This is a genomic window from Pedobacter sp. WC2501 (genome assembly GCF_052682415.1).
This window is the reverse complement of sequence record NZ_JBQZFI010000001.1, coordinates 3393023-3413123: the sequence shown is the minus strand read 5'-3', so window position 1 is coordinate 3413123 and position 20101 is coordinate 3393023. Positions and strand designations below refer to the sequence as shown.

Genomic DNA, 20101 nt, shown 5'->3' with positions numbered 1-20101 from the left:
AAAAATTAAGCAATAGCGTCCCTTTATCCCGTTTCGGGGACATTCATTTTGGTTAAAACCAGGGTTTAAAAATTATTTTTGTTTGCTGATGATGATGCTTTTAGCGGTAAGTTTATAGGTTAACCCGTTCATATTACAGATAACAGGCAGTATCGTATTCAATTTTTCAGCAGCACCAACGCTACCGGTAAAGTATAGTTTCTGCAGTTCGGCCTCTTCAACTCCCTCATAAACAAGATCAGTTTCATAGCGTTTCGATAAGCTGCTAAACACCTCACTCAAAGGCGTTTCATTAAATAATAGTGCATCCTTTGTGGCTACGTTTAGTGTTGGCTGCGGCTTAACTGCTTTATCCGGATCTTTAAAATTGATCAGGCTATGCACCTTTAGTTTGGTATTAATGGATAACTGCTCTCCGGGAATCAAATAAACATCGCTCATTTTCATCCTGCTTTCGGAGCCAGCTTTAACAACTACCTTCCCTTCTATCAACTTTACCGAAAGACGATTCTCTTTATTGGTGTTAACGGTAAATTCGGTACCCAGTGCAGTTGTGGTAAAGCCATTTGCACTTACGATAAAAGGATGGTGCTTATCTTTAGCAACTTTGAAAGTAGCCTCACCTTTCATGCTGATATTTCTGCTTCTGTTATCAAAAGGTTCATAATAACTCAATGAACTCTTGGGCTGCAGGGTAACGCGTGAACCATCAGAAAGATTTATAATCATTGCACTTTTACCAGAATTGTATGGCTGCCTGAGTATTTCTTTTTTTACCTGTACATAGTGATCTGCTGGTTCTTTCTTCTGTGGGGCATGGTTATGGTTAAAATATAGCACTGTAACTAAGGCAACAACTAATAAAGCAGCAACCATTTTTATCCAATGGTAGAGTGGAAATATTTTTGCACTGTGTTTTACCTCGTGATCATCCATCCGGATATGGAGCCTGGCTAAAATGTGGTCGAATCGCTTTTCCGTAATTTCTTTCTTACCCTCTGATAGCTCCAGATCATAGCCAGTTTTTAAATCAGACTTTAATCCTGCTGAATCTTTTTGTAAAGATTCAAGGAGTTTATGCTGTTCTTCTAAACTGATCTCGTTAGCCCATAGTTTATCTATGAGTTCCTTTATTTCTTTCATCTGCCTGTAAATACGCTGAAGGGGGTGAAATGGGGGTGACTAATTATGTTATTAAAACATTAAATTACCATTAAGAAAACTATAGATATACTAACATAACCAAAACCGATACACTGATAATTCCACCAGTTGGATTTCTGGACAGCATATATTCCCTGATGAAGTACTTGGATTGTTTGAGGTAGTCTTTTACCGATTCTGTAGATAATCCCAGGAGTTGTGCGGTTTCTTTTTGCGATTTCCCTTCGAACCGGCATAGCCTGAATACCTTTTGTTTCTGGGGAGATAGTGCATTTATAGCTTCTTCAAGCATGTTGAGTTCTGCCTCAATCAGGTATTGATCAGGAAATATTTCTTCTGCAACAGTATGAAAAGGATCATAACTATCTACATAGCTGATATTTTGTTTTATTTTCTTTCTGAGGTAAGATATTGATTTGTTGTAACTCACTACAAATAACCATGCCGATACCGGTTGTTCAGGATCTAGTTTAGCCTTATTTTCCCAAAGTGCAAAAAATACATCCTGTAGAATATCCTCGGCGATAGAAGTATCCTTGATCAGCTTAAAAATATTGGCATATACAGCCTTGTGGTACTCCTTGTAAATCTGATCGAAAACATCCCTGTTATACAACGGATCGTTTTGAAATTGATGCTTTACCATGAAGAATTAGATTGACCAAAAATATTTTGCACAAAAATACAGCGTCCATGTTAACTATATATTAAGCTTTCTATTTCGCAATGCCCGGTAATGCAAGGCCAAACCTAAATGTTATTAAGTTAAGAGTTTTTAACCACAGATGAGCACTGATAAACACGGATTTTATTATCTGTGTGCATCCTCCCTATCTGTGGTTAATTATTTTTGCTAGTAGAATGGCTTTACTTAATCACATTGGGCCAATCCATACTCCCCAATACCATTAAGTTAAGAGTTTAACCAAAGATGAACACAGATAGACACGGATTTCCTATCTGTGGTTAATTATTTTTGCTGGTCGAATGGCTTTACTTAATCACATTGGGCCAATCCATAATCCCAATACCATTAAGTTAAGAGTTTAACCAAAGATGAACACAGATAGACACGGATTTTAATATCTGTGTGCATTCTTCCTATCTGTGGTTAATTATTTTTTTTAAAAACACAATACATCCATATGCTGTTATAAACCGTATATCAAACCAAAATAACAAGTGCGATCTAGCAATGATTGAGGAAAAATCAAAAACAACGGACCTTGCAGCGCACATCCATGCCAAGCTGAACCATAGCAGATTGGCACTGGCTACTCCTCCATTAATTGTTCTTGAAGAACTTTTCGAGTGCCTTTTCTATACCTCGATGAGAACCGAAGAGGGCGAGCTGACAAAGGTGGCCGTTACGCTGATCGATCCTGCCAATCCTGATCCCAATCCGCCACGGAAGATCGTTTCAGAAAGATGGAGCTGTGTAGAATTCGCCCAGCACATTCCTCTTGACATTAGGTCACTGACCAAGCTGTCTAAGGCAGCCGACCCGTCTGGAACTTCGCTGGCAGTTTATTATGATCAGGATGGAAAACTTTTTATCTGGGGAATGATCGACCAGGCGATGCACTACCAGAGCTTTCTGAACTACGAATCCGAATCGGGATCAGAGCAGCCCGGGCTGTTCCAGGTATTTATAGATGACATTGCCACGCTTAAGGTGATGTTCGACTACGAACTCCTGGCCACTTTAAAACAGAATGTACTCGTGACCCGGTACCTGGATGTATTCACCATTGGACCAGTATCCAAGATTATCAGGAAAAATGCCGGCGCAATCAGGGCCGAGATCAAGGCCTTCCTGTTTGCCTCACACCCGGGGGAAGATTTTGCAGACTGGGAAGAATTTGTAGACAGTATCTGGATCCAAACACTTTCCAGATTGCTGCTTAAAATTCAAAACTACCATCATGGCGGAGCGGTGCTGATCTCAGAGGATAGTAGCGCAGTCGACATTAAATATGCACTAAACTACAAAAGATTGCTACTTGCCATCAGCGCCTACCTGAAGCAGACCATCAACAGTTATGTGACGGAACACATGATCGACCAGCGGCTGACTTCTGGCAAGCAAACGGTAACCAGATCGCTATATGATCAGGAAACACTCGCCCTGCATGCAAAAACAGAAGTGGCAAACGAGATTAAGGGCTCAGTGAGTTTCATCGCTTCGCAAAGCTGCGTAGACGGCGTAGTTTTATTTGGACAGGACATGGTGGCGCGCGGCTTTGGTGGGGTAATCCGATCGAAAAAGATGCCAGGAAAAATCTATATATCCTCTACGGCCACCGCAACCCCTAAATCATTGATCCCCATAGATCCAAAACATTTTGGTACCCGGCACCGCTCAATGATCGCCCACTGCTGGTCGCATCCCGGTAGCCTGGGTATTGTCATTTCCCAGGATGGGGATATCCGTGTATTCTCAAGAATAGAGGACAAGCTGATCATGTGGGAAAACATCAAAACCCAGCAGTACCAAAAGAGCGGGAAGCTCAAGGCAACCAGAAACTGACCATAAAGAAAAATTTAACGCTACATTTACCGCAATTTGAACAATACACCAAACCTCCCCGATTACGAAAAACAGCGTCTACAAGCTTTAGATTCCTACCAGATTATGGATAGCCTGCCTGAAGAGGATTTCGATGAGCTCACCAAAATGGCTTCCCAGATTTGTGGAACACCCATTGCGCTGATTACCCTGGTAGACAGCTCGCGCCAGTGGTTTAAAAGTAAGCTTGGCATTGATGTCCAACAAACTCCCAGAGAACATGCTTTCTGCGCACATACTATTACTGATCCATCTGGAATACTGATGGTTAGCAACGCAAGGCAAGACCAGCGATTTGCAGAAAACCCGCTTGTTACGGGTAATCCCAATATTGCCTTCTACGCTGGGATTTCACTCCAAACCCCGGAAGGGATGCAACTAGGTTCGCTATGCGTAATCGATACTGTACCACGAACACTAGATGAACAGCAGCTATGGTCGCTGAAGGTACTGGGTAAACAGGTAATTGCCCACATGGAACTGAGAAAGAAACTGCTACTGCTCAGCGAGGCGAACAGACATCTTAATGAGACCAATCAATTTATGCAACAGTTTGCTACAGCTGCAGCCCACGACATCAAAAACCCATTAAGTACCATTTCTATGAGTGCAGAACTTTTGACCCGTCACCTGCACCATAGTGGTGACCAAAAAGGTCACAGGTTGGCATCTACCAGCCTAAATGGTGCAAAAACCCTCGCGAAACTGATTAACGACATGCTCGACTATTCCATCAGACCAGAAATTCTGACGGCGCAACGCGAACCCATCGAACTTGGTGGCTTCCTTCGTAAAACGGTATCTATGCTCAGCATTCCAGAAAATGTACAAATCAGCTACCCGGAAGCAAAGATAGAGATCAGCACTTCAGCAATCGCACTCCAGCAGATCATGATCAACCTATTAACCAACTCGGTGCGGTATAACGACAAACAGACTTGCCTGATCCAAATCGGTTGTGTAATTAAAGACGACCTGGCCTACATCACCGTTTGCGATAATGGTATGGGCATCAGAAAAGAAGAACTGGAACGTATCTTTCAAAGGAACGTTACCCTAAACACTGCTGACCGCTTCGCCCAGAGTGGAACCGGAATTGGCCTTGCAACGGTAAAACTTTTGGTTGAGAAACTTGGTGGACAAATCAGCGTCCAGTCTACCCCTGGCACAGGCAGCGCCTTTACCTTTACGATCAGATCATAAAAAAGCCAGCGCTCACAACAATTTGAAAATCGTAATAAAATAAAAAAGAGGCTGTATCATGATTTATGATTCTATTTTTATGATACGGCCTCTCTCTGTAAACTTTGGTTATGTTAACGTTTCATCGTTAACATAACCGACAGTTTTTGGGATTCACGCTTAGAAAATAACTGTATAAATATAGAATTGAAAAATCAGGTGATTATGTACATCGGTAACAACCTATTTCTTAGCATATCGATAAATTAATGTGGCAGCCTGTCTCTGAGTAGTCCGTATACCCAGGTACCAGCAATAGCACTTAAAAGCGTAACAGAGATTACTGTTGCGCCTGTACCAATTTGCGCAAAAAGCGGCCCCGGACAGGCTCCTGTAATGGCCCAACCAAAGCCGAATAGCAAGCCGCCAAATATTTGGCCTTTATTGAAAGTCTTCGGATGAAATTCGATACTTTCCCCGTAAATGGTTTTAATCTGGAATTTTTTGATCAACCAAATGGAAGTCATCCCTACCACTATTGCACTGCCTATAATGCCATACATGTGGAATGATTGGAGGCGAAACATTTCCTGGATACGGAACCAGCTAACCACTTCTGATTTAACAAAGACGATACCGAATAGCACACCTACAATCAGGTATTTGATGTTATGATACCATTTGTGTGTTAATTGACTTTCGTTTACGCACACCGCATCTAAAGAGCGGGTTTCAAAATCTGTGTTTGTATGTTGCTTCATGATGATTGCCTAGAGGGATAAAATGTACGGTAAAATTAAATTGGCCATAATAAAGCCGCCGGCCATAAAACAAATGGTGGCTATTAATGATGGCCATTGCAAATTAGACAAACCCATAATGGCGTGTCCGCTGGTACAGCCACCAGCATACCGGGTGCCAAAACCCACTAAAAACCCACCAACTACCATTAGCAGAAAGCCTTTTAACGTGAGCAACGCCGCCCAATTCATAATGTCCTGTGGTATTAAATTATCGTAATTGGTAATGCCATAACCTGCTAACTCCGCGGCCAGTTTTGGATTAACAATAATAGGGTTAGGGTTAGAAAAAATGCCCATCGCAATGGCACCCCCCATTAAAATCCCAAATACGAAGAACAAATTCCATGCTTCTTTCTTCCAATCGTATTTAAAAAAAGGGATGTTTACAGGTAGGCAGGCGGCACAGATATGTCTCAAAGAAGAGCTGATGCCAAATGATTTGTTGCCGAGTATTAACAATGCTGGCACGGTTAACCCAATTAGCGGGCCGGCTACGTACCAAGGCCAGGGTTGCTTTAAAAATTCTAACATATTGATATGATATTTAATTACTTGTACGAAATTTGTACTGTTTATCGTTCCGAAAATGATGAAATAATCCTATACTAGACGATTTTACCTCCATTTGCCAACCACTCTTTCATTCCGCCAGAATAGTTTTTTACGTTATCAACATGATGTTTCTTTAAAATGGAATATGCAATGGCAGCACGGTCGCCACTTTGACAATGGATCACCACCTGTTTATCCTTATTAATTTTATCCAGGTTATCTTGTAAAGTACCCACAAAAATATGTTCTGCACCTTCAATATGTCCATCGTTATATTCTGTTAAACCACGTACATCTACGATCTGCACATTGTCCCTACCTACATATGTTTTAAATGTATCCAAATCTATTACATCAGCAGTTTGTAACTCAATGCCTAAATCATCAACTTGGCTCACAAAACCATAAATATTGTCTAATCCAATGCGCATTAGTTTTCTGGTAATTTCTTCCATCTCATCTGCGCCGGCAACTAAGATAAATTGCTCCTGGTAGTTTAAGATCCAACCGGCCCAAGTGGCTAAACTGTTATTGTGCTGAATATTGATGCTGCCTGCGAGAAAGCCTTTAGCAAAGTCTACCTTGTTGCGCGTATCTATTACTTTGATACCGTCTTCATAAGCCTTATTAAATGCTTCTGCAGATAATTGCACATGTTTAGGCACTTCAACAAGCAATGGTCGGTCTACCTTGTTCAGGTGTTTCATCATGGCAAAGTATTTTGGTGGCTCTGGCTGTCCGGCCAACAAATAGTCTACAAAGCCTTTTTCGTCATTTTCATATTGGAACGCCCAATTTCTAATTTTCTCATAACCTACAGTCGAGCTTGGCACAGCACCTAGTGACTTACCACAGGCCGAACCAGCACCGTGACCAGGCCAGACCTGGATAAACGGAGCAAGTTCTGCAAAACGCTGTACAGATTGATACATCTGTTTGGCACCTTTTTCCTGACTGCCCACTACACCACCTGCTTTTTCCAACAAATCAGGTCGACCAACATCACCTACAAAAACAAAATCTCCGGTAAAAATCATCACAGGTTCGCTCGTTGCAGGATGGTCGGTTAACAAAAAGCTGATGCTCTCTGGTGTGTGGCCGGGCGTGTGCAAAACTTCCAAGGTAAGATTTCCAACCCTGATTACATCGCCATGCTTTGAGCCAACGTGGTCAAATTGATATTGCCAATCTGCTCCACCCTCATCTGATAAATAAAGTTTGGCGCCAGTTACCAAGGCCAATTCTCTGGAGCCAGCTAAAAAATCGGCATGGATATGTGTTTCTGCAATGTGCGTAATTTTAAGGCTGTTCTGCGCTGCAATCTTTAGGTATACATCCATATCACGTTGTGCGTCAATCACTATAGCTTCACCTTTGACCTGACAGCCAATCAAATAGCTCGACTGAGCTAAACTTTTATCATATACGTGTTGAAAAAACATAAATTCTGGGGTTAAATCTTCTACTACAAAATTGCGACTTATATTTTTCTTATAAAGTTACTTTGGTTACACAACTGGATTTATTTTAATAGGGTTTCTTTAATCAAGATGTAAACGCCCATTATCAGTACAAACCAGCCAAAAGCAGGTTTTAGTTTTTTACCGTCTATTTTGGTGGATAGATAACTGCCTATAAAAATACCAACGATGGCAATTAAGGTAACGGTAAGTAAAAACGGCCATTGGATGTAAGTCTGTCCTAATGAAAACCAAAAGCCAGTTAATGAATTTACCGCAATGATGATTAGTGAGGTGCCAATGGCCGTTTTCATGGGTAATTTTAACAGGTTAACCAAGGCTGGTATGATTAGAAATCCCCCTCCTGCACCGATTAGCCCGGTTACTATGCCTACCATTGTACCTTGTACAATTACGCCAATAGCGTTGGCCGGCCGCTGACTTGCGGGTTGGTCTTCACTACCTTTTTTAATCATGCTGTAAGAGGCGAATACCATCAAAACAGCAAAAAACAGCATTAACAAAATGGATTTGGTAAGTGCAAAGCTGCCTACATTCATAATATGCTCAGGAACGTGAGGCAGTAAATAATGGCGGGTCAGGAAAACGGCAATGATAGAAGGTATACCAAAAAATACCGCGGTTTTTACATCTATCAATCCTTTTTTGAAATACGGAAATGAGCCAGCCAAACTGGTAGATCCCACCACGAAAAGAGAGTAGGTTGTGGCCAGTACCGTATCGACGGCAAAGAGGTAAACCAATACTGGTACCGTTAAAATGCTACCACCCCCGCCTATCAGGCCAAGCGATATACCAATAAGAATTGAAGCCAGATATCCTGTAGTTTCCATTTTTTTTTTGCTTTAATAATTCCAAAGCTAGTTCAAATGAAAAAGGACTACGGCTACTTTGGTTACACAAGGATAATTTTGTTCCTCCCAGGCTTTACGGCAATGTCATTAAGTTAAGCCACTCGGCATAAGAAAATAATTTAACCACAGATAGGAAGGATGCACACAGATATGAAAATCCGCATTTATCTGTGGCTAAAAATCCTTAACTTAATGACATTGGGCTTTACGGTGTCCAGATCTTCTTCACATCACCTTAATCACTACCTTTGATCACAATAGGAATAGCCCTGATATGTCCATGCTCATTTATAACGTTTTGCTCATATTACTATCTGCTATGAGCAGAATTAATGAAGGTTCCATTAAGCTTATAGCACATCGGCCATTTATTCTCGCTTATATAAAGTAAAGTCCGATCATATTGAAGTTATCAGTATCCAACTGACTGTTAAATAAAAAACTATCCCAACAGGTGAGGGTGGTGTTAATCTCAATCACGGTTAAATAGCTGAAAACTTAAATTCAAGAAAATATCGTGCTCATTCAAGAGGTCTATATTTCCAAGAGGCAACCGGGCTATATATATATAGCCCAAGTCCAGCTTTACAAGCCTGGCGGGTTTATATTCTACATCTATTCCAATCCGGTTATGATCAAAAAAGTGATTTTTAGTAGTACCCATTACGTTTAACAGCACTTCATTAAATACGGTTAACTTATATCGGGATGAGAAACCATACCCCAGCCCCAACCTTTCCCTTGCCCGGATAATATTGTTTGAATTATCTGGTAACCTATACTCAATAGCGGTCCTGCCCGTAAAAATAAACCTTGATGCAAATTCGTTCTGTACCATCAGAGCACCTGAGAATCTTATTTCGTGACTGGGAGCAGCGGTTTCATCCGAAAGCTTTTGAATGATATGATAATTTGAAAAATAGGCAAATGGGGAGAGTGAGAAGGTAACCTGCTTGTTGTATTTGTAATTTATCCAGTTCCGGAAGGAGAATAAAAGATTTTTGTTGAGCATATTGCTGTTTGTAAAACCATCCTGTCTCCTATGTTGCCACTCGGCATCAACTGTGATTTTTTTTCCTGCAGGTACGCTAACCGTTGTACGGAACCAGGTATTATAATGTGTCTGGGCGATCGTAGCCTGAGACAGCATCAACGAGATAGCAGTTGCCTGCATCGTTTTTAAAAACATCATCGAATCTGATTATTGAGGTAATTATTCTCTTAGTACACCATATACCCGGGCACCGGAATGGCACTTAACAGCAGGCTGATGGTTTTGGGAGTATGGCCGGGCATATGCATTACTTCAAGGGTAAGGTTCCAATCTTAATGGGTTCGTCGGTTTTCTGACAGTTTACAAAACAGCTGCTTTGGGCTAAATCCCTATCAAAATGTATTGAAAAAAACATGGGCTTAATATTTTCATATTGCTTGATAAAATTATTCATGCTGCAAAGATGCCATGTACAATTATCACCCCCGGCTACTTTAGTTACATAGCAGCCTTTTATTTCAATAAGGTATCTTAATGATATATAGATGCTCATAGCCAGTACTAATCATCTAAATGTTGGCTAAAGTTTTTACTGTCGATCTTCGTAGAAAGGAAACCGCCAACCAAAATATCACGAATGCCACAATGATGAGCAGAAATGACCATTGTAATATCTGATCGCCCATGGAAAGGGAGAATCCGCTAAGCGAGCAGGGCTCGATGATGAATAGCGATGAACCAATTGTTACTTTCATTGAGCAGGCATAACTAACAGTAACGATTCTAAGCAGAGCGTAGGTAGTTTACAGGATGGCACCTATACCAAAAAGATATGCCAATAGGAAACCGTCAGGATAACGCCACCGCAACCAATTAAACCTAATGGTTAAAGATAAGGACGGACGCGAAATACGCTAAAAAAAATCATGTTTTTGAATTGATGGACGGTCATTTAATTCAAAAAACTGCACGGTAACGATAGTTATAAAAGATTGATTTTATTCCTACCTAACCTGACAATCCCATTTTCCTCCAGTTGTTTCAGCAATCTGGACACGACAACCCTGGCTGTCCCCAACTCATTGGCAAGCTGTTCATGGGTAACAGGTATGATGTGAGATGCGGTGAGTTCCGACTTCTTTTTAAGTAAATTCAAAAGGCGTTCATCTACTTTTTTGAAAGCAATGGCATTTACAATTTCTAAAAGCTCTTCGAAACGTTTATGGTATAAACGGAAAATATAATCTAGCCATTGCGGATATTCCTTTATAAAAAGCGACGCTTTATCTACCGGAAGAAACAAGATTTCAGCATCTTCTTCCACTTCTGCTTTTACCTTACTGGTTTCGTTGTGCATACCACCTAAAAAAGACATAATACAGCTTTCGCCAGCTTGTATATAATATAATAAAATTTCCCGTCCATCTTCTTCCGTGCGCATCACTTTCATACTGCCCCTTACAACAATAGGGATAGACCTGATATGTGCATCCTCATTAAGAATAATGCTGCCAGCTTCATAGGTTTTAATTATACTGTGCTGGTAGAGTTTTTCCACTAACTCCGGTGACGATTTCAACTCTTTTAACTGGTTTAAATTTTCCATGACCTAAATGTATTAAATCATCAACCGATATCCATCACGAAATAGTTAGTTAAATGGATTTTATCAGAATAATTTACATTTTATTGTGATGCCAATTATTTTGATGTAAAAATTAAAAAAGCTATTGAACTTTACAACATTGGACCCAGGATTTCAGATCGCAAGCTCATTGTTGGATTTGAGAGCAAGATACCAGCAGGAATATTCTGAATACCTGAAAAGGGGAATCCATCTGATGGCTGCATAGAATCACGCAGGAGATAACCATTAGTGACTCGAATGAGTACGGACTTACTCACGATCCTTTTGACCAGGATTTCGTCAACCAGCTTATCTTAAAATACCTTGCAACATTCGCCGCTTTCAAGGACACACAGTTTATTCAGAACTGGAACGGGATATGCCCTAAATGACGGCTGGCGAAACAGAGCTTATTACGCGAAGAATAGAATATGCAAGGTCTTAGCGAGACGCTAAGACCAGAATGTTTTATCCTACTCCAACACAAAAGCCTCCCAGCCTGCGATAGTGGCCCTGTTACATTTCATTACCGATTGTCCACCTTCAGAAGAAATATACTTGCCATTATTCCCCTTAAGTGAGATTTTTCCATTGGCGTTAACCACCCAATCAAACTTTTCCCAATCGCTGATCGTTGTTCGGTTGCAGGTTATCCCGGTTGTAGCCCCATTTTCTGAGGATACATATTTGTTCATGCTGCGCAAAGCAACTTTTCCTCCGCCTGCATCTATAATGGCAAAGGTTTCCCAGCCAGAAGCATTAGCGCGATTACATCTCATCGGTGCTTCCCCATTTTCTCCGGATACAAACATATTGTTGGGACCTTTTAATTTTACCGTTTGACCAATGGGCGCCTCTGCCTGAACCTGCAAGTTACCGAGTTCCAGCCATCCATTTTTAAAGGTGCCGGTTACAGCAAGCGCAATACCCGGTTTATTCAAATTTGTTTTATCAACGATGGCTACTCCCCATTTATAAGTACCAGGAGGCAAATTGATTGCCGTTGTAGTGAAATTGTAAGTGATGGGATTATCTTTCAACCATTTAGAAGGATCTCCGTTTTCATCAATAAAAAGTTTTTTTACCACACCTGCAGTATCCAGAATAGCAAAGGCAACTTTGTACTTATAGTTCCACTGAGGGATATTGTTAGGGCAATACCCCCAGCCCATATTTTTCCAGCGATGGCTCAAAGTAGCCGTGGCGCCATTGGCAATTGCGTTTGGTAACGATAACTCATCAGGATATAACCGATAGCCTCCCTCTGCATTAAAACGTTGTACCAGCGAAAAGCTGGTCTGAAACCAGGAAGTTGTTTCTCCAACCCTAAAATCCATCATGTTCACTGCGGCTTCGGCCGACTTGTTAAATTCGCCAAGCCTTACATCTTCCGGATGCCCTTCACGGTATTGTCCGCTGGAGTCGATCCAGTAACGATGGGTACCACTCACAATCCATCCTCCCTCCATAATAATCGGACGTTTATGTTTCCAGGTTGCAGCAAAGTTTTTCTCCCAGCTTTGGTAGTAGTCGGTCATTCCAAAGGCATCATGCCTCAGGCTATACCCTTGATTGATGGCTTTAACCAGTAACCTATCGCTATTAGCGTTGGCTGCCCCCCAACTCGTAGGGTGGCCTATTAATCTATGGTAATTGATCACCAGCGGTACCTTGGTAAATGTTCTGTTGTATAATGCCATAATCCAGTCTAAAACCTCTTCTTTAGCTGTTTCTGTTTGTGCAGCAGTTAAAGTACCCGGTTCTGCATACACAACATTATGCGCTTCTCCCCATTTGCCCAAACCATAGGCATCGATAAAAGAAGTACGTACCGGATCATTAAAATCTTTTGCAAGTTCTTCAATGAAGGTGCTATAATACTGCCTGAATATTGGATCCTGAGGGTAAGGGGTTTTCTGTGCAGGCACGGCGGGATTTGACAACCAATATCCAGCTCCTGCGTTGAACACAAAAGCAGGCGTATTTTCTCCCTGGTCACGCCCGTCTACAACGATCCGGAATGCGATGGGTAATCCCCTGGTCTTAACGCCATTAATTAATTTACCGATCTGCGAGCTCAAGTCTCTCCATGCATAAACGCCTGGACTGGGATTAAGCGATCTCCAACTTGTACGGATGTAACAGGCTGATGCATAATCTATAGCCTTTACATTTCTACCCAATTCTGGCACATAAAACTGACTATCCCAATAGGTATCCAGCGCATCACGCTTTCCATACATCACCCAGCCATTTAACGGGTTGCGCAATACAGATGTACTATTGTATACAGGCCTAATCAGTACGTTGTTGGCAGCACCAACAACAGCCATTTTTTGTGCTCCGCTGCTAAAGGTTTCTAAAAGATCTTCGTCTTTGTTTTTAGTACACGAAAGCATTTGCAAGCATAAAACTGCCAGCAAAGCGATCTTTCCGGTCTTCTCTAAATTTAGTTTTTTCATGGTAATAAACATTAAATTATTGGATTTAAAAATTCTTTAAATTTGAATGCAGCAAGCTTCTGAAAGCTTAGGGCAATTTTTGCCTTTCGCTAAAATTACATGCGCACCAGTTGCTACCTAAATAAGGGATTGACGTAAAGAGACATTATAAATCGAAGCGCGATTGTCGACAGACCGCTATTCGAATCACAATGATGGGGCTAAAAAAATCGGGGATCAGCGTACGATGTTACACTGATTAGGAAAGGCAAAAGAGATCTTTAATGCATCCAATCTGGACTCATATAATTACACTTAGCCTCCGTTTCACCTCGCTCTGGGTTAATGGCACTTACGCTATTGGCTCATAAGAATATAATTTGGTTGTGATAAAAATACACGGCAAGAGGCTGCTAAAGGGTTCGTTTTTGTACGGAAATGGTTCAATTTTGTACAAGAAGGAAAAAATTGCCCTGAAGGGTATTAAAACCGAGATTCGCCTTCAAAAAATATTTACAAATCATTGCATATCAACAGGAAACAAAAAAAACGGAGGAGCTTTGCAGCATTCCTCCGTCAACTAAAACTAAACAATCTAATGTTTTCAGGCTATGCTAGCAGAACATAGTGTAAAATAGCGACTTGCCATAGCATAACTAAAAATGGAGTTTGGCAAAGCGGATAAAATTTGTCCAATCGTAAACGTTGAGGTCGTGTTTTCCTTCCCTTAAATGGTAACCCATAGTCGAATTAATGATGGGACTATTCACTGCGGGCATATCTTTAGGAAGGACAACTTTTTTACCATAGAGATCGTAAACAGGCTTGGCATTCACTAATGACAAAAACGAGCCATAAGGGTCTGCCCATCGATCTTCGGTAGCATTGGTGGTGTACACTGGCCGTGGAGCAATGAGACCGATGAGCATATGCTGATCAACAGGCAGGCTGTTTACATCGTTGCTATATTTCTTGTAATTATTGTTAAACCAATAGCCAAACTGTTTATTGATCAGGCTTATTGTTTCGCCATATTTACGCCGTGCAAGCGATGCGCCCGTACTGCCTGAGCAACTGCTAAACACCATTGCAAAACGTTGATCCTGGGCGGCTGCCCACAACGCCGTTTTACCACCCCGCGAATGCCCAACGAGCGCAACTTTGTTAAAATCGGTTTCTTTATCGGTTTTGAAGTAATCCATTACCCTGCTTGCTGCCCAGGCCCATACACCGATTGCTTTCATTCCATTATCTTTTTCGAGTTCTGCCGGAAAAAAATGTGCCAATACACCATTCTGATAGCTATCCTTACGGTCAGGAGCTACATCTCCATGATGAAAAGCAGCAATAGCATAACCGCTGTCGATCAACAGTTCTGCAGGCCAAAAAGTACTCTTTTCTATTCTTGCTGGATCCGTATTTCTACTGCTCCGGTTGTTGATCAGTAAAAATACCGGAGCTGGTTTGTTCCGCTTGTTTGGAATAAAGAGCACCACAGGAAAGGATACCGAATTACCTTTATTCCAGGCGGTAATCTTTATCTCTTTCAAATGGGCCTTTCCCTGCATCGCATCCGCTTTTTCATTGGTTACCATAAATTTCAAACTATCAAAACTACCGGGCGTTTTCCCATAAACATGTTCTTCAAAAAGGGCTAATAGTTCAGGCCTGCGCTTTTTCTCCCAAATCGAAGTGTTTTTCACCCTTTCTCCCTTTTTAGTGAGCAGTATTTCGGGTAAGGTGTAGGCAGGAACAGTGCTTTCATCATAATTGACAATTTCTCCCATAAACTTATCCGTTTTCTGTGCATACAAACTACCTGAAAACAGGATTAGCGCATGCAAAAAAATCATGGTTTTTCTTACCAAACCGGTTATTACAAATCTGCCTTGATGAAGAGAAAATTTTAAGCTATACCTCATACTTAATACCCTGGATTTTGAATCAGTTTATTTGCTTTATTGATTTCAGACTGCTGAAAAGGATACCAATAGTTTTTACTTGTAAAGGTTCTGTTTTCAATTACAAAAGAACTATAAGTTAGCGTAGTACCCACCTTGGTAATTTTTATTCCTTTAACTGGTCCGTTAAAATTACTTTCCCCATCCTTCCATCTCCTCACATCAAAAAACCGCTGCTCTTCGAAACATAATTCTACACGCCGTTCATTTTTAATCCGATCGCGCATTTGAGATTGCGTCAACCCGGTCAGTACGGGCATCCCGGCACGGGTGCGCACAGCGTTTATGGCATTATAAACTTCTGCATTCGGACCTCCAAATTCATTTAAAGCTTCTGCATAGATCAGTAAGATTTCTGCATACCTAAACAATACCCAGGGTCTTCTTACGCTTGTGGTACCGGTGATGTTGTAAGTTGCGTTGCCACTTAGAAACTTACGCAGATAATAGCCTGATTTTGTACTGTTTACATTAGAAGGAACATTATCACGGCCGCCCTCATAGGTTTCCACTGCACGGGTTAAACTTCCCGTTTTAAAATTTGCTCCATTATACACAATAAACTGGTTTAAACGTGGATCTCTGTTGGCATACGGATTTTGAGGATCATAACCTGATGCAGGATCTGTTATGGATTTACCATTGGTCATTTCAAAGGCCTCGACCAGGTTCTGTGTAGGATTTGTTCTTCCCAATCCACCGGTAAAGCCAATGGGTGCGTTATTTGCCTCTATTGTATTGGTATTGCTTGCCGGTGTGGCAAAAATAACCTCATTGTTGTAAGAAGTAGCGGTGGTGGTATAATCCCATAAGCTTGGGAATAACGCCGCGCTCAACAAGCTGTGTTTGTTTAAATCGATTAAATCTTTTGCACTTTTAGCTGCATTTTGCCACCGCTGCAGGTCGTTACCCGGGTTATAAAGCGGACTTGCATAAACCAACAGGGCTTTAGCTTTTAGTGCCATCCCCGCAGCTTTTGTAGCACGGCCATAATTGGCCGCATCCCAATCTTTGGTAGAAGCTGCCGGAATCTGGCTGATTGCCGAGTCGCAATCTTTAACAATTTGTTTTACCACATCATCAACAGTATTCCGTGGAAGGTTCAGATCTTCTACCGGTGAAAAGGATCTGGTAGCAAGCACGATCCCACCATACCGCTTAAATAATTCATAATGGAATAAAGCCCTCAGAAAGAAAGCCTCACCCCTTAACCCTGGCAGATCGCTTGCCGGAAAGATAACCGCCGTGGGCGATCGCTCCAGAAATGTATTTACCACCCATAGTCCGGTATAAAGATTGGTGTATTGTTCATCAAAGGTCCTTAAACTGCTCCAGTTACCATTATTGAAAACGTTTACATTGCTGTTTAAATTTGAATTTACAGCTTCGTCACTTCCGCTGGCCATTAATGCACCCGAACCGTCAACATTGTATCTGGCCAGCATGTAATTGTATCCGTTGTTCAAATACTCCCGCACGCGTCTGTCTGTATTCCAGATTGCTTCTTCACTTACGGGGCCTTCACTGTACGAAGGTTCAAAAAATTCATCCTTACAAGCGCCAAGGCCCATTAGCAAAACTGCCAGAAGGGTATACATACCATATAGTTTCTTTTTCATCTTCATTTTGAATTAAAATTTGACATTTATGCCTACTGCAAAGGTTTTTACGTAGGGATAAGAGGAGAAACGACCTGCATTGGGTGTTTCGGGATCAATATCCAGCTCATTGAGTTTGGAAATGGTAAAAATATTATTGCCACTAACAAAAATCCTCGCGCCTTTAAAACGTAAGCGTTGATTGAATTTATTTGAAGTGCTATAACCGATTTCAGCAGACCTAAGCTTCAAAAAATCACCTGAATACAACCAAAAGGTAGAATTTGCGGTATTGTTTCCATTATCTGAAATTCCAACGCGTGGATATTTTGCCGTAGCCGCAGTGGCAGGTGTCCAGCTATCTAAGCTCAACTGGTTCAATCCATTAGGGCCTGCATACATAATATCAGAAAGATCAATTGTTCGCCCTTCTACGCCTTGAAACTGTGCGCCGAGATCAAACTGTTTATACCTGATGTTAAAACCAAAGCCATAGTATATTTTAGGAATATCGGTATAATCGCTTGATACAGCATCATTTGCATCTATGATATTGTCATTGTTAACGTCTTTATATTTAAGATCACCAGGTACCACTAGGCTTGACAAGGTTTGCTTTGGGCTTGCATTAATTTCTGCCTGGTTTTGAAAAATACCTTCAGCTAGGTAATAGTTCCCTCCATTTACGTAACGTCCTATTGTAGATTGATTGGGCAATACATTTTCGGTCCTTTCCAAAATCACGTTTTTAGCATAGGTAAAGTTGGCGTTCGTACTGATCAGCACCTCACCGATTCTTTTATTAAAAGCACCGCTGGCATCAAATCCTTTACTGCTTACCTTGCCGGAATTTACCTGTGCAATGGCTATCCCAACGATACCCGGTAAATTTGCGGGGCCTAAAATGTCTGTGCGTTTTTCATCAAAATAATCAAAAGAGAACGAAAGTGCCCCTTTAAGAAAATCTACATCTGTACCCAGGTTCAATCGGTCAACCTTTTCCCAGGTGGTTAATGGGTTACCCGCAGGGCTTACCAATCTTGCTGTTGTTGAGGTAGAAAACGTAGAACCGAGAAATGGCCCAGCATCTCTGGTAAACAGCGTACGGTAAGGCAATCTGACGATATTACCGCTGGCATCATAAGTTGGCCCGATATTGCCCGAACGCCCGTAAGACCCTCTCAATTTGAGGTAGCTGATTGCTGAGGCATCTTTAAGAAAATCTTCTTTGGAGATAAGCCATCCTGCCGATACTGCGGGGAAAAACCCGAAACGTCTTCCCGGGGCGTAGTTTTCTGATCCGGAGTAACTCGCTGTGAAACCCAGCATATAGCGCTGTCTGAAACTATAATCTGCTCGCCCAACAAGCATACGGGAACGATAGTCTAACCGATCTACCGCTGCACTTACATATTGCTGCCCACGTACATTGGCTTTTATTTGGTGATCTGTACCAATAGTTCTGTTATAATCGAAGCCAAACCAGAGCTCATTATTTTTGGTATTGGTTTGGAATGCCGCAGTTCTGTAAGCAATAACCGCAGGTGTACGATAGGTTTGTATTGGGGTAACTGTCTGATTGAAAACGGCATAATTTTCAGATAATCCGTCGCCATAATTACCATAGCCATCATAAGAAAAGAATAAGTTGGCAGAAAGTCCCTTCGTTATAAAATCCAGTTTTTGATCCGCCATAATACTGGCCAATAAAATATTTGTGGTGGTACGCGAAAATCCTGTGCCCTGTAACTGGCCGAGTGGATTATTCTGAAAGAGTGAAGTTCCACCGTAAGATCCATCCGCATTTAAAATAGGAAACGCATTTGGCGGCAAATTATACAAGTTGTTAAATACAGTTGCAGTACCATCTCCAACATCGTTCCGAACTTCACTTCTAACGCCTGCCAATAAGGTTAGTGTAAGCGTTTTAGTCACATCATAATCCAGATTGATCCTGAAGTTATAACGTTTATAACCATAATTAGAATCGTAATTGGGCGTTTCTGTTTCTTTAAAAAGTCCTTGCTGGTTAAAGTAACTAACAGAGCTAAAATAACGCACCTTGTTGCTCCCACCACTAAAAGTAAGTGCATACCTTTGGGTGGCAGCCCGTTTGTTTAGAAAACGATCTAAATAATTGTTATCAGGATACAAATAGGAATCTGTATGATTTTTGTACCCTTCAAGGGCTGCCTCACTATAAGCTGGCGTTTGCCCGATATTGGTTAAGCCACGATTATACAGGGTGGCAAAATCGTAGGCATTTAAGGGCTTGATCAGGTTGCTGGCCGACTGAAAACCACCCTGGGCATCGAAAGAGATCAGGTTTTCTCCAACTTTGCCCCTTTTGGTTGTCACCAGAATTGCACCATTGCCTCCATTTAATCCGTACCAGTTTAAAGCAGCAGCATCTTTTAATACGGTTACGCTTTCAATTTCGCTGATATCCATATCTTCGAAATCACGCTCAATTCCATCTACCAAAAAAGCTGGTGTGGAGCCCTGTGCATAAGATGACCTTCCACGGATCTGGTAGGATACGTTGCCACCACCAGGTTGATTGCCTGTCCATCTGAACAAAAAACCACTTAATCTTCCGGCGAGTAAACCAGACAGGTTGCTGATAGGCACTTTTGTGAGCTGGTTATATCGAAGCGAACTCTGGGCAAAATTAAGTTCTTCCCTACTGCGCGTGCCAAAGGGAATTTCAATCAATTTATCAGTTGAGTCGGTCTGTCCATCATTTTCCTTTGTGGTAGACACCTTCTGATTTGTATTTTGTGCTAAAGCTGTGCAGGTAAACAGATAGCATATGATGCCCAAAATTATGCCTGAACATTTAGTATATCTTGTCATTTCTTATCTTTTAAATTAT

The 20101-nt window shown here is 41.4% G+C and carries 14 protein-coding genes; 2 read left to right on the top strand and 12 right to left on the bottom strand.

Features of this window, described 5'->3' with window-relative positions; translation table 11 throughout:
- Positions 1 to 72: 72 nt before the first annotated feature.
- Together ACUN24_RS14540 and ACUN24_RS14535 are read right to left on the bottom strand one after the other, a co-directional pair.
- A complete protein-coding gene (locus ACUN24_RS14540; protein WP_445563139.1) occupies positions 73 to 1143 on the bottom strand; it encodes a FecR family protein in 1071 nt (356 codons plus the stop codon).
- Between the two features lie 79 nt (positions 1144 to 1222).
- A complete protein-coding gene (locus ACUN24_RS14535) occupies positions 1223 to 1810 on the bottom strand; it encodes an RNA polymerase sigma factor (RefSeq protein ID WP_445563138.1) in 588 nt (195 codons plus the stop codon).
- A 549-nt stretch (positions 1811 to 2359) separates the two neighbouring features.
- Between ACUN24_RS14535 and ACUN24_RS14530 the strand changes: the two genes are divergently transcribed.
- Complete coding sequence (locus tag ACUN24_RS14530; protein WP_445563137.1) at positions 2360 to 3694, top strand: putative sensor domain DACNV-containing protein; 1335 nt, start codon at positions 2360 to 2362, stop codon at positions 3692 to 3694.
- 36 nt (positions 3695 to 3730) lie between these two features.
- Complete coding sequence (locus ACUN24_RS14525) at positions 3731 to 4936, top strand: sensor histidine kinase (RefSeq protein WP_445563136.1); 1206 nt, start codon at positions 3731 to 3733, stop codon at positions 4934 to 4936.
- 245 nt (positions 4937 to 5181) lie between these two features.
- Here ACUN24_RS14525 and ACUN24_RS14520 read toward each other — a convergent pair whose 3' ends face one another.
- From ACUN24_RS14520 to ACUN24_RS14475, 10 genes are all read right to left on the bottom strand, one after another.
- Entirely contained in the window at positions 5182 to 5676 is a 495-nt protein-coding gene (locus ACUN24_RS14520) for a DUF6691 family protein (RefSeq protein ID WP_445563135.1), read from the bottom strand.
- Between the two features lie 9 nt (positions 5677 to 5685).
- On the bottom strand, positions 5686 to 6249 hold the full coding sequence (locus ACUN24_RS14515; RefSeq protein ID WP_445563134.1) for a YeeE/YedE family protein: 564 nt from the start codon (positions 6247 to 6249) through the stop codon (positions 5686 to 5688).
- A 74-nt stretch (positions 6250 to 6323) separates the two neighbouring features.
- Positions 6324 to 7712, bottom strand: a complete 1389-nt coding sequence (locus ACUN24_RS14510) for an MBL fold metallo-hydrolase (RefSeq protein ID WP_445563133.1) — start codon at positions 7710 to 7712, stop codon at positions 6324 to 6326.
- A gap of 80 nt (positions 7713 to 7792) precedes the next feature.
- Entirely contained in the window at positions 7793 to 8584 is a 792-nt protein-coding gene (locus tag ACUN24_RS14505; RefSeq protein WP_445563132.1) for a sulfite exporter TauE/SafE family protein, read from the bottom strand.
- Positions 8585 to 9077: 493 nt separating this feature from the next.
- Positions 9078 to 9797, bottom strand: a complete 720-nt coding sequence (locus ACUN24_RS14500) for a DUF2490 domain-containing protein (protein WP_445563131.1) — start codon at positions 9795 to 9797, stop codon at positions 9078 to 9080.
- A gap of 784 nt (positions 9798 to 10581) precedes the next feature.
- The gene (locus tag ACUN24_RS14495) at positions 10582 to 11205 is read right to left on the bottom strand and encodes a Crp/Fnr family transcriptional regulator (protein WP_445563130.1); all 624 of its coding nucleotides are present in this window, start codon (positions 11203 to 11205) and stop codon (positions 10582 to 10584) included.
- A gap of 494 nt (positions 11206 to 11699) precedes the next feature.
- Complete coding sequence (locus tag ACUN24_RS14490) at positions 11700 to 13688, bottom strand: DUF4832 domain-containing protein (RefSeq protein ID WP_445563129.1); 1989 nt, start codon at positions 13686 to 13688, stop codon at positions 11700 to 11702.
- A 635-nt stretch (positions 13689 to 14323) separates the two neighbouring features.
- Positions 14324 to 15520 (bottom strand): glucuronyl esterase domain-containing protein, encoded by a 1197-nt coding sequence (locus tag ACUN24_RS14485; protein WP_445563128.1) that lies wholly within the window; start codon positions 15518 to 15520, stop codon positions 14324 to 14326.
- A gap of 71 nt (positions 15521 to 15591) precedes the next feature.
- The gene (locus ACUN24_RS14480; protein WP_445563127.1) at positions 15592 to 17247 is read right to left on the bottom strand and encodes a RagB/SusD family nutrient uptake outer membrane protein; all 1656 of its coding nucleotides are present in this window, start codon (positions 17245 to 17247) and stop codon (positions 15592 to 15594) included.
- Positions 17248 to 17259: 12 nt separating this feature from the next.
- A complete protein-coding gene (locus tag ACUN24_RS14475; protein ID WP_445563126.1) occupies positions 17260 to 20082 on the bottom strand; it encodes a SusC/RagA family TonB-linked outer membrane protein in 2823 nt (940 codons plus the stop codon).
- Between the last annotated feature and the right edge of the window lie 19 nt (positions 20083 to 20101).

Coding starts and splice junctions, on each gene's coding strand:
- ACUN24_RS14540 (WP_445563139.1), bottom strand. CDS start 1,143: ATGAAAGAAATAAAGGAACTCATAGATAAACTATGGGCTAACGAGATC.
- ACUN24_RS14535 (WP_445563138.1), bottom strand. CDS start 1,810: ATGGTAAAGCATCAATTTCAAAACGATCCGTTGTATAACAGGGATGTT.
- ACUN24_RS14530 (WP_445563137.1), top strand. CDS start 2,360: ATGATTGAGGAAAAATCAAAAACAACGGACCTTGCAGCGCACATCCAT.
- ACUN24_RS14520 (WP_445563135.1), bottom strand. CDS start 5,676: ATGAAGCAACATACAAACACAGATTTTGAAACCCGCTCTTTAGATGCG.
- ACUN24_RS14515 (WP_445563134.1), bottom strand. CDS start 6,249: ATGTTAGAATTTTTAAAGCAACCCTGGCCTTGGTACGTAGCCGGCCCG.
- ACUN24_RS14510 (WP_445563133.1), bottom strand. CDS start 7,712: ATGTTTTTTCAACACGTATATGATAAAAGTTTAGCTCAGTCGAGCTAT.
- ACUN24_RS14505 (WP_445563132.1), bottom strand. CDS start 8,584: ATGGAAACTACAGGATATCTGGCTTCAATTCTTATTGGTATATCGCTT.
- ACUN24_RS14500 (WP_445563131.1), bottom strand. CDS start 9,797: ATGATGTTTTTAAAAACGATGCAGGCAACTGCTATCTCGTTGATGCTG.
- ACUN24_RS14495 (WP_445563130.1), bottom strand. CDS start 11,205: ATGGAAAATTTAAACCAGTTAAAAGAGTTGAAATCGTCACCGGAGTTA.
- ACUN24_RS14490 (WP_445563129.1), bottom strand. CDS start 13,688: ATGAAAAAACTAAATTTAGAGAAGACCGGAAAGATCGCTTTGCTGGCA.
- ACUN24_RS14485 (WP_445563128.1), bottom strand. CDS start 15,520: ATGATTTTTTTGCATGCGCTAATCCTGTTTTCAGGTAGTTTGTATGCA.
- ACUN24_RS14480 (WP_445563127.1), bottom strand. CDS start 17,247: ATGAAAAAGAAACTATATGGTATGTATACCCTTCTGGCAGTTTTGCTA.
- ACUN24_RS14475 (WP_445563126.1), bottom strand. CDS start 20,082: ATGACAAGATATACTAAATGTTCAGGCATAATTTTGGGCATCATATGC.